The sequence below is a fragment of the Bacillus cereus group sp. MYBK14-1 genome (assembly GCF_051916885.1).
In the GTDB taxonomy this organism is placed as follows: Bacteria; Bacillota; Bacilli; order Bacillales; family Bacillaceae_G; genus Bacillus_A; species Bacillus_A cereus.
Genome location: NZ_JBQAHM010000003.1, coordinates 95,309 through 111,322 on the forward strand (window position 1 = coordinate 95,309; position 16,014 = coordinate 111,322).

Consider the following 16,014-nt stretch of genomic DNA (forward strand, 5'->3'; position numbering starts at 1 on the left):
GTCTCACTCCTTATTGTTCCAGTTGCTTTTCTTTTGAAAGCTCAAACGCACTATGTAATGCATTTACAGCCTCCACTAAATCAGTTTCTTTTACAAGAACCCAAATTGTTGTATGACTATCTGCCGATTGCAGGATTTGAATACCTTTTTCCGCTAAAGCTGTAACGATTTTCGCAGTAACCCCTGGGTATCCTGCCATTCCAGCCCCAACGATAGATACTTTCGCACAATGTTCTGTCACAATTGGCTCATATCCAAGGTTCTGTAATAATTTAACTGCATGACTTGATACATTATCACTCACTGTATATGCTACGCCAGTAGGTGAAATATTAATTAAATCAACACTTATTCCTTCGTTCGCCATCTCTTTAAACACATGTTGTTGCAAATCATATGCCGTTTCTTTTGCAAGCACTTTAATTTGCGTTACGTTTGATACGTGGGCAATGCCTGTAACAGGACGTTCTTCTACATCACGACCTCTTGTAGCACCGTCATATGCTGAAATAAGCGTACCTTCACTATCAGAATACGTAGAACGTACACGAAGTGGCACTTTTGCATGCATCGCAATTTCAACTGCACGTGGATGAACGACTTTCGCACCTTGATAAGCCATGTTACAAATTTCGTTATACGTTACAGTTTGAAGATGACGTGCATCTTTTACAATACGAGGATCCGCAGTCATAACACCTTCTACATCAGTGAATATATCGATGTATTCAGCATGAAGTGCAACACCTAATGCTGAAGCTGAAGTATCACTACCTCCGCGTCCAAGTGTTGTCGTATCACCTTTTTTCGTTTGTCCCTGGAATCCTGTAACGACGATTACATCTACATTTTCTAACTCTTCATGTATACGATCGCAATTCATTTCAATAATCTTTGCATTCGTAAAGTCATCATTCGTTACAAAACCAGCTTGTGCACCATTTAATGCTGCTGCTTTTATACCGTTCTCATTCAACATATTAGAGAAAACAATTGCAGAGATTAACTCTCCACACGATAATAATAAATCTTGCTCACGCTTAGAAATAGTAGATTCCTCTTGATTTACAAGACTTAATAACGTATCCGTTGCATATGGTTCACCTTTACGGCCCATAGCAGATACGACAGTAACTACTTTATAACCAGCAGCTAATGATTTTTTTATATGATGAAGCGCATGCTTACGTCCATTGTCATCACGTACTGATGTGCCACCAAATTTTTGAACAATTATTTTCATATTTTGCACCTTCTCTTAGCCGTTTACACTAATTGTAATTTTACTAAGCGCTCTGCAATTTGAACAGAATTCCATGCAGCGCCTTTTAATAAGTTATCAGATACGACCCAAAGATGGAATCCTTTATCGTTATTTAAATCTTTACGGATTCTTCCAACGAATACTTCGTTTTTACCTACTGCAGTAGCTGGCATTGGATATAACTGCTCTTCTGGATTATCTTGTAGAACAATACCTTCCGCATTTGCAAGTAAGCTCTTTAATTCTGCTACTGTTACGCCTTCTTTTTCTACTTCGATGTAAACAGACTCAGAGTGTCCTGATACAACTGGTAAACGTACACATGTTGCCGCTACTTCTAATTCAGGCATATGCATAATTTTTTTCGTTTCGTTAATCATTTTCATTTCTTCAAACGTAAATCCATTATCTTGGAATTTATCAATCTGTGGAATCGCATTAAAAGCAATTGGGAAATGCTTCTTATCACCTGATACAGGAAGAACATTTGCCTTAACTTCTTCGCCATTTAAGATTGCTTGTGATTGTTCATGCAGTTCTTCAATAGCTGCCGCACCAGCACCTGATACAGCTTGATATGTGGAAACGATTACTCGTTTTAAACCATATTGCTGACGAACTGGCTCAAGAGCTACTACCATTTGAATTGTAGAACAGTTTGGATTTGCAATAATACCATTATGTTCTTTTAAGTCGTTTTCATTTACTTCAGGTACAACAAGTGGCACGTTTTCTGTCATACGGAATGCACTTGTATTATCAACAACAATCGCACCGCGTTTTGCTGCTTCTGGCGCTAATTGTTTCGATACAGATCCACCAGCACTAAATAGTGCAATATCTACTCCTTCAAAGCTTTCAGGAGTTGCCTCTTGAACTGTAAATTCTTCGCCTTTAAATACAAGTTTCTTACCTGCAGATCGTTTAGATGAAAGTAACGTTAATTTCCCGATTGGAAATTCTCGTTTCTCTAAAGTATTTAACATTTGTTCACCAACTGCGCCGGTTGCTCCAACTACAGCGACATGAAAAGTTTTTTGCTTTTCCATCACTATGCCCCTTTCTAGATACCAATCCTTCTATAACTTAGAATCAGAAGGAGTATACAATACCCCTTCTAATCTTAATAACGTTAATTTTATCATATTCTACAGTAAGAATGATGGTTTCATCAAAAATTGTCCGTTTTTTTTCGTTTTTTAATTCATATATCTGAATTTTTCTACGACCACCGGTTGCAATTGCTTCCCTTGCAGCGCTTCTAATACTGTATCTTCAAGCAACTCCATACGAGCTACCATTGAGTTCGGTTTTTTCTCTGGTGCATCTTGCCCGAATGGGACGAAGTAGATGTTTTTTGTGGCCATTAGGCGCATGAGATTTACCCCATTTAATCCTAAAGCATCATTCGTCGAAACTGCCAATACGACAGGCTTGCCATTTCTTAGCGTCGCTTTTGCTGCCATTAGTACTGGAGAGTCTGTCATTGCATTTGCAAATTTACTCATAGAATTTCCTGTTAAAGGAGCGATTACCATGCAGTCTAATGGAATTTTAGGTCCAAGTGGCTCTGCTCCAACAATTGAATTAATTGCTTTAAAACCTGTTATTTCTTCAATCTTCTTAATCCACTCTGCTCCTTCTCCAAATCTAGTATTTGTTGATTGAACAGTGTATGAAACAACAGGACGTACTTCTGCTCCTTCAGCAATTAATTTTTCTAAGTGCGGCATAACTTCCTCATACGTACAATGTGAACCTGTAAATCCGAAACCAATTCGTTTCCCCTTCAAACTCATTTCTTTTCCTCCTCCTTTGCGATTGCATCTGCTGCTAATAAATGAGAAAGAACATTTGCTAAGATTTGCCCAGCCGTTTTTGGGGCAACAATACCTGGTAATCCAGGTGCTAGCAATGCTTTGACTCCTCTTTTTTCTGCATATCTAAAGTCGGTACCGCCTGGTTTAGAAGCTAAATCAATCACTAACGTATGAGCTGGCATTTTTGCAATAACATTCGCTGTTACAACGAGGTGCGGAATCGTATTAATTACAATATCGATATTTCCTACTTCTTTCTCTATGTCTTGCATATGAAAAGGAGAAAACATCATTTCTGTAATACGTGCAATATGTTCAGATCGTCTTGCTCCAACTTTGACATGGGCTCCTAATGATTGAAATGCTCTCGCAACACTCATTCCTGTTCTACCAAATCCTAGAACCATTACATTGGACCCATGAATTGTATAGTCGGTATGTTGAATTACCATCATTAATGTACCTTCTACCGTTGGAATAGAATTGTATATTGCTACATCATCACGATCAAATAATTTAACAAGTTTTCGGTTCGTAGTAGATACGAGATTTTCCAAGTAAGGTGTACCAATACCTGAATATATAGTAAAGTGTTCTGGTGTATTTTCAATTTGTTCTTTCGTTATTGAAACTTTTTCATTTGAAAAAATAGTATCTACTTCTCCTTTGGCATTTGTACCGGCAACCGGCAAAATAATTGCGTCTACAGAAGTGAAATCTAAATTTTGTATACTTTCTTTTGCTGCCCCTGTGAAACCATGATCTAACTGATCAAAACCTATCAAAGAAAGTTTCGCATCCAATTCAACTAGCTTACGAATTACTTCTAGCTGTCTTGCATCTCCTCCTATGACAGCAATATGCATCTCAGTCAACATTCCCTAATTCACCTTCTTTTTCTGTCATTTATAAGAAAAGTGCCTACTTTTTCTTTTTCCTCCACATCATATGTAATGTACGAGTTTATGGTGATTGAAAATCCAAATGCACATATGATTTATCAGGTTTCTATGTAGATACAAAAAAAGATGACCAAAATGGCCATCCTTCACTCCGAATTTGAACGATCTATACTATCACAAAGGAGCACGTGTCCGACTTTCTTTATTTGACTCCATGCCACCCTTACTTCTTGTGGTTCCTTTTTAAAACCTCCCCACTTCCCTACAGGTATTATAAGTGTTTGTATTTGTCCGTCTTTCTCATTAATCTCTAAATCCATATAACCTAAGACTCCCATTTTTTCCGCTTTTTCTATATCTACAACCTCTTTACCACTTAATTCACTTAATCGCATACACACTCCACTCCCCTAATGAATTTTTCATTTGCATTGTCTATAATTAGTACCTATTCTATATGTATAAAAAAAATAACCTTCTCTCATTTAAAAAGAAAGAAGGTTATTTTCAGATACATCGTAAAAATTGATTATAGTTTTATTCCTTTTGGAAGTTTTCCGTCTGGACTAATAAGTGCCGCAGAGAACTCGTCAGTAAACATATTGCGAATTAATCCGTCCACATTTTCTTTTGTTACAGTGTTTACACTTTCAATAATCTCATCAAGTGAACGATGTTTACGAAGAAGCAATTCATTTTTACCGTTACGGCTCATACGGCTATTTGTACTTTCTAAACTTAACATTAAGTTTCCTTTTAATTGCTCTTTACTATTCATAAGCTCTTTTTCTGTAATACCTGTATTTTTCAATGTCTCTAATGTTTCTTGCATTGTTTCATACAATGTATCTAATTGTTGGCTACCTGTTCCACCGTAAAGTGTTAACATGCCTGTATCTTCATAAGAAGAGTGGTAAGAAAATACTGAGTAAGCTAATCCACGTTGCTCACGTACTTCTTGGAATAAACGGCTACTCATGCTACCGCCTAAAACATTATTTAATACAATTAAGTTATAAATATCTTCGTGTCCCATTTGTAAGCCTTTATATCCTAGACATAAATGAGCTTGTTCCGTTTCTTTTTTACGGGCTACCTTATTGAAATGGAAAATTGGGCTATGTACTTGTTCACGGTTTGTTGTTCCTTCATAACTACCGAAATATTGCTCCACTGTTTGTAAAAATGCTTCATCAATATTTCCTGCGATTGATACAACTACATTTTCAGGTGTGTAATGATCTTTTATATATTGACGTAACGTATCACCTGTAAACGTATTAAGCGTTTCTTCTGTTCCTAAAATAGGATATCCAAGTGGATGCGTTTCATATGTTGCTTTCGTTAACATATCATGCACAATATCATCTGGAGCATCTTCGTACATTTTAATTTCTTCACATACGACATTCTTCTCTTTTTTCAGTTCTTCCTCATCAAATGTTGAATTAAAGAACATGTCTGCTAAAACATCTAAAGCATATTTAGCATGTTCATCTAGTACTTTTGCATAGTAACAAGTGTATTCTTTTGAAGTAAAAGCATTCACTTGCCCACCAATGCTATCAAATGATTCTGCAATTTCGCGTGCACTACGTGTTTCTGTCCCTTTAAAGAACATATGCTCTAAAAAGTGAGAAATCCCGTTATTTTTTTCATTTTCATTTCTTGATCCCGCATGGATCCAAATACCAATCGCAACCGATCTTACAGTTGGTATATTCTCCATAACTATTCTTACACCATTTTTACAAGTATATTTTTTAATCAAAAACTTTCCTCCTACTGCCAGTTTCTCTAAATAAGTGCTATTATTTAATGATAACAAGTTTAAGGATGAATGTCATGCAAATGTATTTAATCCACACGTTTTTCATCCAGTAATTCTGTTATATTCCCCACTTTATATCCTTGTTCCTTCAATTTTTTAATCATTGTATCTAATGCTTCTGCCGTTGACGAAGTAGGATGCATTAATACGATAGCACCTGGGTGTATTTTTCTCATTACTCTCTGCAATAGTACATCTGGCTCAGGTCGCTTCCAATCGATTGTATCGACAGTCCACATAATCGTTCCCATTTGGAAATCATCAGCGATTTTCACGACTTCATCCCGAAAACTTCCACTCGGCGGGGCAAACCATCTTACTTTTTGATTCGTTACTACTTCTATCATTCGATTTGTTTTTTGTAACTGCTCTCGTATTTCATCAGACGATAGCGTTTTCATATTAGGGTGAGTATAAGAATGATTTCCGACTTCTTGATTTGCATCGACAATCATTTTTGCAAATCGTAAATTTTCTTTCACCCAACGTCCTTCTAAAAAGAAAGTGGCCTTCACATCATGCTTTTTCAATATCTCTAATATGCGAGGCAAATACTCATTTCCCCATGCCACATTTATTGTTAATCCTACCATCTTTTTATTTGGATGGCCTCTATAAATTGGAGCGGGTGATAAATCTTCTAAATGAACACTCGGTGAGACTTCTTTGAATTCAAGATATTTTTGATCAAATTCCTTTAGCTTCTTCATATTATTATACGATGCTTCAATATCCACTTGTCTTCCATTATATCCAGGTGTTGCCTTCCATATTTTATCAATCATCGCATTTTGAGGTGCAATCTCATACTTTTTTGCATGCTTTTGAATTTCTTCATGCAAGTTATCTTGTGCAAAAACAGAATAAGAGCCTAAACTGACATATAAAGAAAATATACATATGTATGCCAATATACGAACTTTCATATAAACCCTCCCAAATTAACTATATAAAAACATTTTCTTCTTATCTTTGTTAATTTGAGCGTTATAATGAAAACTATACCTATGCTGACATAAAAATATATATAAATCATATTTTTACATAACAAAAAAAGCCAGTTAAACTGGCTTTTACTTATTGCTGCTCTTGTTTGTTTTCTTCTTTAGCAGCTTCTTTTTCTTGCTCTTCTTTTAGCAATACTTTTCTAGATAGATTTACGCGACCTTGCTTGTCAATCTCGATAACTTTAACTGTAATTACATCACCGATTTTTACAACGTCTTCTACTTTACCTACACGCTCAAGTGCAAGTTCAGAAATATGAACTAATCCATCTTTACCGCTGAATAATTCAACGAAAGCACCGAATTTCTCAACACGTTTCACTTTTCCTTCGTAGATTTCACCTACTTGTACTTCGCGAACGATATCTTCGATAATTTTCTTAGCTTTGTCGTTCATTTCTTGGTTTATTGAAGAAATGAATACTGTGCCATCTTGCTCGATGTCAATTTTAACGCCAGTTTCTTCAATAATTTTATTGATTTGTTTACCGCTCGGTCCGATAACGTCACGGATTTTATCTGGATTAATTGTCATTGTAATAATCTTTGGAGCGTACGCTGATAATTCAGTGCGTGGCTCTGGAATAACAGATAACATATGATTTAGAATGTGCACACGACCAACTTTCGCTTGTTGTAATGCCTCTTCTAAAATTTCACGAGATAGACCATCGATTTTAATGTCCATTTGTAGTGCAGTTACACCTTGTGCTGTACCTGCTACTTTAAAGTCCATATCACCTAAATGATCTTCCATACCTTGAATATCAGATAAAATTGTGTAATGCTCACCAGTTTTAACTAGACCCATTGCAATACCTGCAACTGGAGCTTTAAGTGGAACACCAGCATCCATCATTGCTAAAGTACTACCACAAATACTTGCTTGTGAAGTAGAACCATTTGATTCTAAAACTTCAGATACAAGACGTACTGTGTATGGGAAATCTTTTTCAGATGGAATTACAGGCTCAAGTGCGCGTTCTCCTAGTGCACCGTGACCGATTTCACGACGACCTGGTCCACGCATTGGTCTTGTTTCACCAACACTAAATGATGGGAAATTGTAATGGTGCATAAAGCGTTTTGATTCTTCTACACCAAGACCATCTAAAATTTGCACATCGCCTAATGCACCTAATGTACAAATACTTAATGCTTGTGTTTGTCCACGAGTGAACAAACCAGAACCGTGTGTACGAGATAAAATACCAACCTCTGATGCTAATGGACGGATTTCGTCACCTTTACGGCCATCTGGACGGATTTTTTCAACTGTAATAAGACGACGTACTTCTTCTTTTACAATTTTATATAAAATCTCATTTACTTGTCCTAATGTATCAGCGTCAGCTTCCTGCGCTTCGTAATGCTCAATAACACGCTTTTTCACTTCGTTAATTGCATCTTCACGTGCATGTTTCTCATGTACTTGAATTGCTGAATGCATATCTTCTTCAGCCATTTCACGTACAGCTTGGTTAAGATCAGCGTCAACTTCATAAAGTTTCACTTCTGATTTCTCTTTACCTACAGCTTGTACAATCTCTTCTTGGAATGCAATTAGACGTTTAATTTCGTCATGACCAAACATAATTGCTTCTAACATTGTTTCTTCAGGTACTTGATCTGCTCCTGCTTCAACCATGTTAATCGCATCTTTCGTACCAGCTACAACTAAGTGGATATCACTTTGTTCTTGCTGTTCTACTGTTGGGTTAATAACGAATTCGCCATTAATACGGCCAACTGTCGCACCAGCGATTGGACCTTCAAATGGAATATCTGAAATCGATAACGCTAATGAAGAACCAAGCATAGCTGCCATTTCAGAAGAACAATCTTGATCAACACTCATTACAATGCTGACAACTTGTACTTCGTTACGGAAGCCATCTGCGAATAGCGGACGAATTGGACGGTCGATTAAACGACTTGCCAAAATTGCTTTTTCACTTGGACGACCTTCACGCTTAATAAAACCGCCAGGAATTTTTCCGACTGCATATAAACGCTCTTCATAGTTTACTGTAAGTGGGAAGAAATCTACATTTTTTGCTTCTTTTGATGCAGTTGCTGTAGATAGAACCGCTGTATCGCCATATCTTACTAATACTGCTCCGTTCGCTTGTTTTGCAAGCTGACCAGTTTCAACTGTTAGCTGGCGACCAGCTAAATCTATCGAGAAGACTTGCTTTTCTTGACTCATTTAAGTACCCCTCTCAATTTAAAGTATTCAATTCTTCTATGTAAATGGATAGTATATCACAATATTCTACCTCTAGTATTGCCTAAAATTAAGTAAGCTATAAAGCGTAGAAGATATATTTTTACCTAACAAAAAAGCGGGAATATTCCCGCTTCTTTGACTATCGACGTAAGCCAAGCTTTGTGATTAATTCACGGTAACGTGTGATATCGCTATTACGAAGGTAAGTTAGTAAGTTACGACGTTTACCAACCATCTTTAATAGACCACGACGTGAATGATGATCTTTCTTGTGAGTACGTAAGTGCTCGTTTAGAGTGTTAATTTGCTCCGTTAGGACAGCAATTTGAACCTCTGGAGAACCAGTATCAGTCTCATGAGTTCTAAATTGTGCAATGATTTCATTTTTACGTTCTTGTGTTAAAGCCATCCTATTTCACCTCCTATTAATTAAACCCCCAATTACCTAGCAAGCGTCGGTGAGTCGCAATGCCAAGCAATGGTTGTCATAAAGTACATAACATAGAATACTACTTTTCATTTGAAAAAGCAAGTATATTCTTTTCGCTCATAAAATATTCTTGTGCTGTTTTCTTATCTTTTGCGATTTGTTCAACTAACTCATCAATACCGTTGAATTTCTTTTCTGCTCTTATACGCATATGCCACTCTACTGTAACATTTTGATCGTATATATCTTTGTTAAATTCAAATAAGTGCACTTCAATTGATAATTGACGCTCATCTTCTTTAAAAGTCGGTTTATATCCAATATTACATACACCATCGTACCATTCATCGTGAACTTTTAATCTCACTGCATAAACACCTACAGGTGGCAATAAATACTCATCACTTAAACCTACATTAGCTGTCGGGAAACCAATTTGACGCCCACGTTTGTCGCCGTGTATAACTGTTCCCGCTACAGTATAGGCTCTACCTAAAATAGATGGAATTTGCTCCATTTCGCCATTTCGAATTAACTTTCGTAATGCTGTAGAACTTACTTTCTCTTCTTGAAATTCAACTTTTTCAATCACAGTCTGTGTAAACTCCCCTCTTGCATGAAATGGTAAAGTCTCCATCTTTCCTTTTCCTAAACGTCCATATGAATAATCAAACCCTGCTACTACATGCTTTACATTTAAACCAATAATATAATCATCTACAAATTGTTGCGGTAATAACCCTGCAAATGATTCATCAAATTTAATCACATATAATATATCGATTCCTAAGCTTTCGACTATTTTTTCTTTATCACGCATTGGTGTAATATACTCCACATGCGCATCCTTTTTCCCTAAAACAACAGATGGATGAGGATGAAATGTCATAACTGCACTTTTATATCCTCGTTCGTCCGCTATTTTTTTCGCAGTTCGAATTACACATTGATGTCCTAAATGAATGCCATCAAAAAATCCTAATGCCATTACAGTAGGTGGTAATTCTAATTTATTTTGTTCATGTGGATGAGTTAAATGAATAAGTTTCACGCTTGAATTCACCTTTTTCTGTAATAATCCTTCCAATAATTCATTATAGCTTTAGTTCTTGATTATTCACAAGTACTTTCATCGGCTTTAACATGCCAGGATGTTTCGGATGATGTTCATAAATTGCTAAGCAACGATCATTTTTATCAAACACTGTAATAAATGGTGCTGTTATTTCTAATTCATTCTTTAAGAACATACCATTCTTTATTTTCTCTGCTTGCTTTTCATCTACAACCATTTTTGGAAACTTACTTAATGCTTCATCAATTGAAATGAAGATAGACTCTACTGTTCCATTTTGCACGTTTTCTTCAATTTCTTCAAATGATATGCAATCTTCTAATAAAAATTCACCAGATGCCGTTCTTACAAGGTGAGACATATGTGATGGGAAACCAAGTTTCTCCCCGATCATTACAGCTAACGTTCTTACATATGTTCCTTTACTACACGTTACACGGAAACGGAATGAAATATTTTCTCCTTCAAAAACTTCACGATCATCAAGTAATACGAATTCATGAATTGTAATTGTACGAACTGGACGTTCCACCTCTTGTCCTGCTCTTGCATATTCATATAATTTTTTCCCGTTTACTTTTACAGCCGAGAACATTGGTGGCATTTGTTCAATCGTGCCTGTTAATTCCGCAAGGACTTTCTCTACTTCCATACGAGTAATAGTACGATCTACATTTTTCGTTTCAACAACCTCACCAGAAGCGTCTTCAGTTGTCGTTGAAAACCCTAATGTTACTTCACCTTCATATGTTTTCGTTTCACTTGTTAAAAATTGTGCAATTTTCGTTGCTCTTCCAACGCAAATTGGTAATACTCCTGTTACATCTGGATCTAATGTTCCCGTATGACCAATTCTCTTTTCTCGCAATATCTTTCTTAATTTAAATACACAATCATGTGATGTCATGCCTTTTGGCTTATGTAATAATACTACACCTTCCATATATGTTCACCTCATCATAATTCTTTCGTATTAAATATCCAAAACTTATTTTGCATTGAAAAAATGGATAGACAAATGTCTATCCATTATTCTTCACGTTTACCGTCTTTATTAATTTCATGTAAAAGTGTATCAATTCGATGACCATATCCGATAGACTCATCAAACTCAAAGGTAATTTCCGGTGTTTTACGAAGACGAATACGTTGGCCAATTTCTGAACGAATAAAGCCTTTTGCCTTCGCTAAACCTTTTAAAGTATTTTCTTTCTGTTCTTCGTCACCTAAAACAGAAATATATACTTTAGCAATTTGTAAATCACCACTCACTTGTACATCTGTTACTGTAACAAATCCAATACGTGGGTCTTTGATTTTACGACTGATAATATCGCCTAATTCTTTTTTCATTTGCTCGCCCACACGGTTCGCACGTAATTTCATAACTCTTCACCTCATTCAATACCATTCCAAATGTGTTATTGTACGTTCAATTTCAGGAAATGAATCGATGTACTCAAGTACACGATTCATTTCTTTTTCACAGATAACACGATTTGAGGATACGGAAACAATTGCAATTTCTGTACGTTGCCATACATCTTGGTGCCCAACTTCAGAAACAGCTACATTATAGCGCTGTTTCACACGAGTTAACACACGTTGTAAAATTGCACGTTTCTCTTTTAAAGAATGCACATCGTAAATCATACACTCGAATGAGAGTGAAGCGATAATCATCGCTTCACTTCTTCCATAATGTACGCTTCAATGATGTCCCCTTCTTTAAGATCATTATATCTCTCAATTGTAATACCACACTCATAGTTTTGTGCAACTTCTTTTACGTCGTCTTTGAAACGTTTTAACGTATCAAGTTGTCCTTCGAAAATTACTACGCCGTCACGGATAATACGTACGCCACTATCACGCGTAATTTTACCGTCTGTTACATAACAACCTGCGATTGTTCCAACTTTTGTTACTTTAAACGTTTGACGAACTTCTGCTTGACCGATTACTTTTTCTTCGAATTCTGGATCAAGCATACCTTGCATCGCTGCTTCAATCTCTTCGATTACTTTATAAATAATACGGTGTAAACGAATATCAACGTTCTCTAATTCAGCTGTACGCTTCGCGTTCACATCTGGACGTACGTTAAATCCAATTACAATTGCATTAGATGCAGAAGCTAAAATGATATCAGATTCTGTAATCGCACCTACACCAGTGTGAATGATTTTAACTTTTACGCCTTCAACATCAATTTTACGAAGTGATGCTGCCATCGCTTCAACAGAACCTTGTACGTCTGCTTTTACGATTAAGTTAATTTCTTTTACATCGCCCTCTTGGATTTGTTGGAATAAATCTTCAAGGCTTAATTTAGATTTCTCACCACGTTGTGCAACTAACGCTTCTTGTGCACGTGATTCACCAATTTGACGAGCTTTCTTCTCATCAGCGAATGCCATGAAACGATCTCCAGCCTGTGGTACTTCGTTTAAACCAGTAATTTCAACAGGAGTTGATGGACCAGCAACTTTTACACGACGACCAATATCACTTACCATTGCACGAACACGTCCGAATGAAGTTCCAACAACGATTGGATCTCCAACTCGAAGCGTACCGTTTTGAACAAGTAATGTCGCGATAGTTCCTTTACCTTTATCAAGCTGTGCTTCGATTACTGTACCAGTTGCATAGCGGTTTGGATTTGCTTTGTATTCTTCTACTTCACTTACAAGAAGGATCATTTCTAGTAAGTTGTCAATGCCTTCGCCTTGAATTGCAGAAATTGGTACGAAAATAGTATCTCCGCCCCAAGCTTCTGGAACTAATTCATATTCTGTTAGTTCTTGCATTACGCGATCAGGGTTTGCAGCTGGTTTATCCATTTTATTCACAGCAACAATAATTGGTACTCCTGCTGCCTTCGCATGGTTAATTGCTTCAACCGTTTGTGGCATAACACCGTCATCCGCTGCAACAACAAGGATTGTAATATCCGTTACTTGTGCACCACGAGCACGCATCGTTGTAAATGCTGCGTGACCAGGTGTATCTAAGAATGTAATCTTCTTATCGTTTACTTCAACTTGATATGCACCGATATGCTGAGTAATTCCACCCGCTTCGCCTGCAGTTACTTTTGAGTTACGAATAGAATCCAGTAATGTTGTTTTACCGTGGTCAACGTGTCCCATGATTGTAACTACAGCTGGACGTTCTTTTAAGTTCTCTTCATCATCTTGCTCATCAATGAATGTTTCAAACTCAGTCTCGCTCACAATTACTTCTTCTTCTACTTCAATACCGTAGTCGTTAGCAATTAACTCAATTGTATCTTTATCCAAGTCTTGGTTAATTGTTGCCATAATTCCAAGCATGAAGAGCTTCTTAATAATTTCAGATGGCTCTTTGCTTAATTTTTTAGCAAGATCTCCTACTGTAAGGCTTCCAGAGAAAGTAATTTTATCTGGTGTTTCTACAATTTGAGTTTGTTGTCTACCAGCAAAGTTCTCTTGACGTTTGTCTTCGTTTCCTTTGCCTTTTTTCTTTTTCTTATTGCTGTTCTTTTTACTGCGAACAACTTTTTCTTCTACTTCAAACTCATCTGCAACAGAAGGTTTTTCAGTTTGATATTCATTATCTAATTTATTTACTACTTCATCGTCTAACATTGTCATATGATTCGAAACCTCGATATTCATTTCTTTTAGTTTTGTCATAAGATCTTTACTTGAGATATTATGTTTTTTTGCATATTCATGCACTCGAATTTTACTCATACCTTCACCCCCGGTAATTTGTATCGAGCATGCTACGCAGCTTTTTCGCAAAGCCTTCATCTAACACAGCTACAACGACTCGCTCATCTCTCCCAATCGCATGCCCTAATTGTTGTCGATTTTCGACCTTTCTCATTGGTACGTTGTAGTACGTAGTTTTATCTGTGATGCGTTTTGTAGTATTTACTGACGCATCTTCAGATAGCAATACAAGTTTTGCTTTGCCACTTCGTACTTCTTTTAAAACGAGTTCTTCACCCGAAATAATTTTCCGAGCCCGGTTTGCTAGTCCTAAAAACGATTTCCAATCGGACACTTATTTCGACTCCTTCTCAACAAGCTCAAGAAGCTCTTCATATAAAGAACCGTCGATTTTCGCTTTTAGATGATGTTCCAAAACATTTTTCTTTTGAGCTTGAAGAATGCTCTCCTTGTCCTTCGACAAGTAAGCACCTCGTCCTGATTTTTTCCCAGTTAAATCAATGGACACTTCTCCCTCTTTGGAACGAACAATGCGAACGAGCTCTCGTTTTGATTTCATTTCTTGCGTTGCAACACATTTTCGTAACGGAACTTTTCGATTGCTCATACTCATCACCTCTATTCGATTTCGTCTTCCACTGAATCGAATCCAAATGCGATTACGCTATCTTCTTCTGTTACAATACCCAGTTGTTTCGCATCAGACTCACTCTTAATGTCAATTTTCCAGCCTGTTAATTTAGCTGCAAGACGTGCATTTTGTCCACGCTTACCGATAGCTAATGATAGCTGGTGGTCTGGAACAACTACTGTTGTCGCTTTTTCTTCTTCATCTACAAGTACTTTAACAACTTGTGATGGGCTTAATGCATTTGCAACATATTCAACTGGATCATTTGACCAGCGAACGATGTCAATTTTTTCACCTTTTAATTCGTCTACAATGCGTTGTACACGTTGCCCTTTTGGTCCTACACAAGAACCAACTGGATCAACATCAGTGTTCTCTGCATATACAGAGATCTTAGAGCGATCGCCAGCTTCACGTGCTACAGAACGAATTTCTACAGTTCCATCATAGATTTCAGGAACTTCCATTTCGAATAAACGTTTTAAAAGACCAGGATGTGTACGTGATACGTAAATTTGTGGTCCTTTTGTCGTTTTTTCTACTTTCGTAATGAATACGCGAATACGATCATGTGGTTTGTATTGCTCATTAGGCATTTGCTCACTTACAGGTAATAAAGCTTCTACTTTTCCTAAGCTTACATAGATGAAACGAGCATCTTGACGTTGTACAATACCTACCATAATATCTTCTTCACGATCACTAAACTCAGAGTAAATAACACCGCGCTCTGCTTCACGCACTCGTTGTGTTACAACTTGTTTTGCAGTTTGTGCTGCAATACGACCAAAATCTTTTGGTGTTACTTCAATTTCTAGTACGTCACCATCTTGGTAGTTTGGATTAATTTGTCTTGCTTCCTCTACAGAAATTTCAAGACGTGGATCAAACACATTGTCTACTACGTCTTTACGTGCTAAAACTTGAATTGTTCCCACTTCTGGGTTAAAGCTCACACGAACGTTTTGTGCTTGATTAAAATTGCGCTTATAAGCAGAGATTAAAGCTGCTTCAATCGCATCAATAATAATGTCTTTGCTAATGCCTTTTTCAGATTCTAATACGAGCAAAGCATCTAATAACTCAGTGCTCATGAAGATCC

Annotated in this window: 17 protein-coding genes; all 17 read right to left on the bottom strand. The window is 36.8% G+C overall.

Going from position 1 to position 16,014, the window contains the following annotated elements:
• Nucleotides 1-10 precede the first annotated feature (10 nt).
• The 17 genes from dapG to nusA all read right to left on the bottom strand — a co-directional run bounded on the left by dapG (nucleotide 11) and on the right by nusA (nucleotide 16,006).
• Nucleotides 11-1,243 (bottom strand): aspartate kinase, encoded by a 1,233-nt coding sequence (dapG, locus tag ACTFR3_RS10075; protein WP_000692451.1) that lies wholly within the window; start codon nucleotides 1,241-1,243, stop codon nucleotides 11-13.
• A gap of 23 nt (nucleotides 1,244-1,266) precedes the next feature.
• The gene (gene asd / locus ACTFR3_RS10080; protein ID WP_000414846.1) at nucleotides 1,267-2,313 is read right to left on the bottom strand and encodes an aspartate-semialdehyde dehydrogenase; all 1,047 of its coding nucleotides are present in this window, start codon (nucleotides 2,311-2,313) and stop codon (nucleotides 1,267-1,269) included.
• Between the two features lie 150 nt (nucleotides 2,314-2,463).
• Nucleotides 2,464-3,063 carry a dipicolinate synthase subunit B gene (gene dpaB / locus ACTFR3_RS10085; RefSeq protein WP_000053596.1) on the bottom strand — a complete coding sequence of 200 codons (600 nt, stop codon included), beginning with the start codon at nucleotides 3,061-3,063 and terminating at the stop codon, nucleotides 2,464-2,466.
• Nucleotides 3,060-3,962: a dipicolinic acid synthetase subunit A gene (gene dpaA, locus ACTFR3_RS10090; RefSeq protein ID WP_048538893.1), complete on the bottom strand. Its 903-nt coding sequence runs from the start codon at nucleotides 3,960-3,962 to the stop codon at nucleotides 3,060-3,062. The genes dpaB and dpaA overlap by 4 nt, the downstream gene beginning before the upstream one ends.
• 170 nt (nucleotides 3,963-4,132) lie before the next feature.
• On the bottom strand, nucleotides 4,133-4,381 hold the full coding sequence (locus tag ACTFR3_RS10095) for a YlmC/YmxH family sporulation protein (protein ID WP_017656595.1): 249 nt from the start codon (nucleotides 4,379-4,381) through the stop codon (nucleotides 4,133-4,135).
• A gap of 134 nt (nucleotides 4,382-4,515) precedes the next feature.
• Entirely contained in the window at nucleotides 4,516-5,757 is a 1,242-nt protein-coding gene (locus tag ACTFR3_RS10100) for a M16 family metallopeptidase (RefSeq protein ID WP_000592996.1), read from the bottom strand.
• An 86-nt stretch (nucleotides 5,758-5,843) separates the two neighbouring features.
• On the bottom strand, nucleotides 5,844-6,743 hold the full coding sequence (locus ACTFR3_RS10105) for a polysaccharide deacetylase family protein (RefSeq protein ID WP_000868217.1): 900 nt from the start codon (nucleotides 6,741-6,743) through the stop codon (nucleotides 5,844-5,846).
• Nucleotides 6,744-6,894: 151 nt separating this feature from the next.
• Nucleotides 6,895-9,033, bottom strand: a complete 2,139-nt coding sequence (gene pnp / locus ACTFR3_RS10110) for a polyribonucleotide nucleotidyltransferase (RefSeq protein ID WP_000076737.1) — start codon at nucleotides 9,031-9,033, stop codon at nucleotides 6,895-6,897.
• Between the two features lie 160 nt (nucleotides 9,034-9,193).
• Nucleotides 9,194-9,463 carry a 30S ribosomal protein S15 gene (gene rpsO, locus ACTFR3_RS10115; protein WP_001229392.1) on the bottom strand — a complete coding sequence of 90 codons (270 nt, stop codon included), beginning with the start codon at nucleotides 9,461-9,463 and terminating at the stop codon, nucleotides 9,194-9,196.
• A gap of 100 nt (nucleotides 9,464-9,563) precedes the next feature.
• Nucleotides 9,564-10,535, bottom strand: a complete 972-nt coding sequence (gene ribF, locus ACTFR3_RS10120; RefSeq protein ID WP_000766706.1) for a bifunctional riboflavin kinase/FAD synthetase — start codon at nucleotides 10,533-10,535, stop codon at nucleotides 9,564-9,566.
• Between the two features lie 43 nt (nucleotides 10,536-10,578).
• Nucleotides 10,579-11,502: a tRNA pseudouridine(55) synthase TruB gene (truB, locus tag ACTFR3_RS10125; protein WP_000399352.1), complete on the bottom strand. Its 924-nt coding sequence runs from the start codon at nucleotides 11,500-11,502 to the stop codon at nucleotides 10,579-10,581.
• A gap of 86 nt (nucleotides 11,503-11,588) precedes the next feature.
• The gene (gene rbfA, locus ACTFR3_RS10130; protein ID WP_000776437.1) at nucleotides 11,589-11,945 is read right to left on the bottom strand and encodes a 30S ribosome-binding factor RbfA; all 357 of its coding nucleotides are present in this window, start codon (nucleotides 11,943-11,945) and stop codon (nucleotides 11,589-11,591) included.
• Nucleotides 11,946-11,960: 15 nt separating this feature from the next.
• Nucleotides 11,961-12,242, bottom strand: coding sequence for a DUF503 domain-containing protein (locus ACTFR3_RS10135; protein ID WP_000582363.1), 282 nt, complete (start codon nucleotides 12,240-12,242; stop codon nucleotides 11,961-11,963).
• Nucleotides 12,239-14,299, bottom strand: a complete 2,061-nt coding sequence (gene infB / locus ACTFR3_RS10140; protein ID WP_000036343.1) for a translation initiation factor IF-2 — start codon at nucleotides 14,297-14,299, stop codon at nucleotides 12,239-12,241. The genes ACTFR3_RS10135 and infB overlap by 4 nt, the downstream gene beginning before the upstream one ends.
• Before the next feature lie 4 nt (nucleotides 14,300-14,303).
• On the bottom strand, nucleotides 14,304-14,615 hold the full coding sequence (locus tag ACTFR3_RS10145; RefSeq protein ID WP_001286523.1) for a YlxQ family RNA-binding protein: 312 nt from the start codon (nucleotides 14,613-14,615) through the stop codon (nucleotides 14,304-14,306).
• Entirely contained in the window at nucleotides 14,616-14,888 is a 273-nt protein-coding gene (gene rnpM, locus ACTFR3_RS10150; protein WP_000071127.1) for an RNase P modulator RnpM, read from the bottom strand. It lies immediately after the preceding gene.
• Between the two features lie 11 nt (nucleotides 14,889-14,899).
• On the bottom strand, nucleotides 14,900-16,006 hold the full coding sequence (gene nusA / locus ACTFR3_RS10155; RefSeq protein WP_000102604.1) for a transcription termination factor NusA: 1,107 nt from the start codon (nucleotides 16,004-16,006) through the stop codon (nucleotides 14,900-14,902).
• Nucleotides 16,007-16,014: the final 8 nt, after the last annotated feature.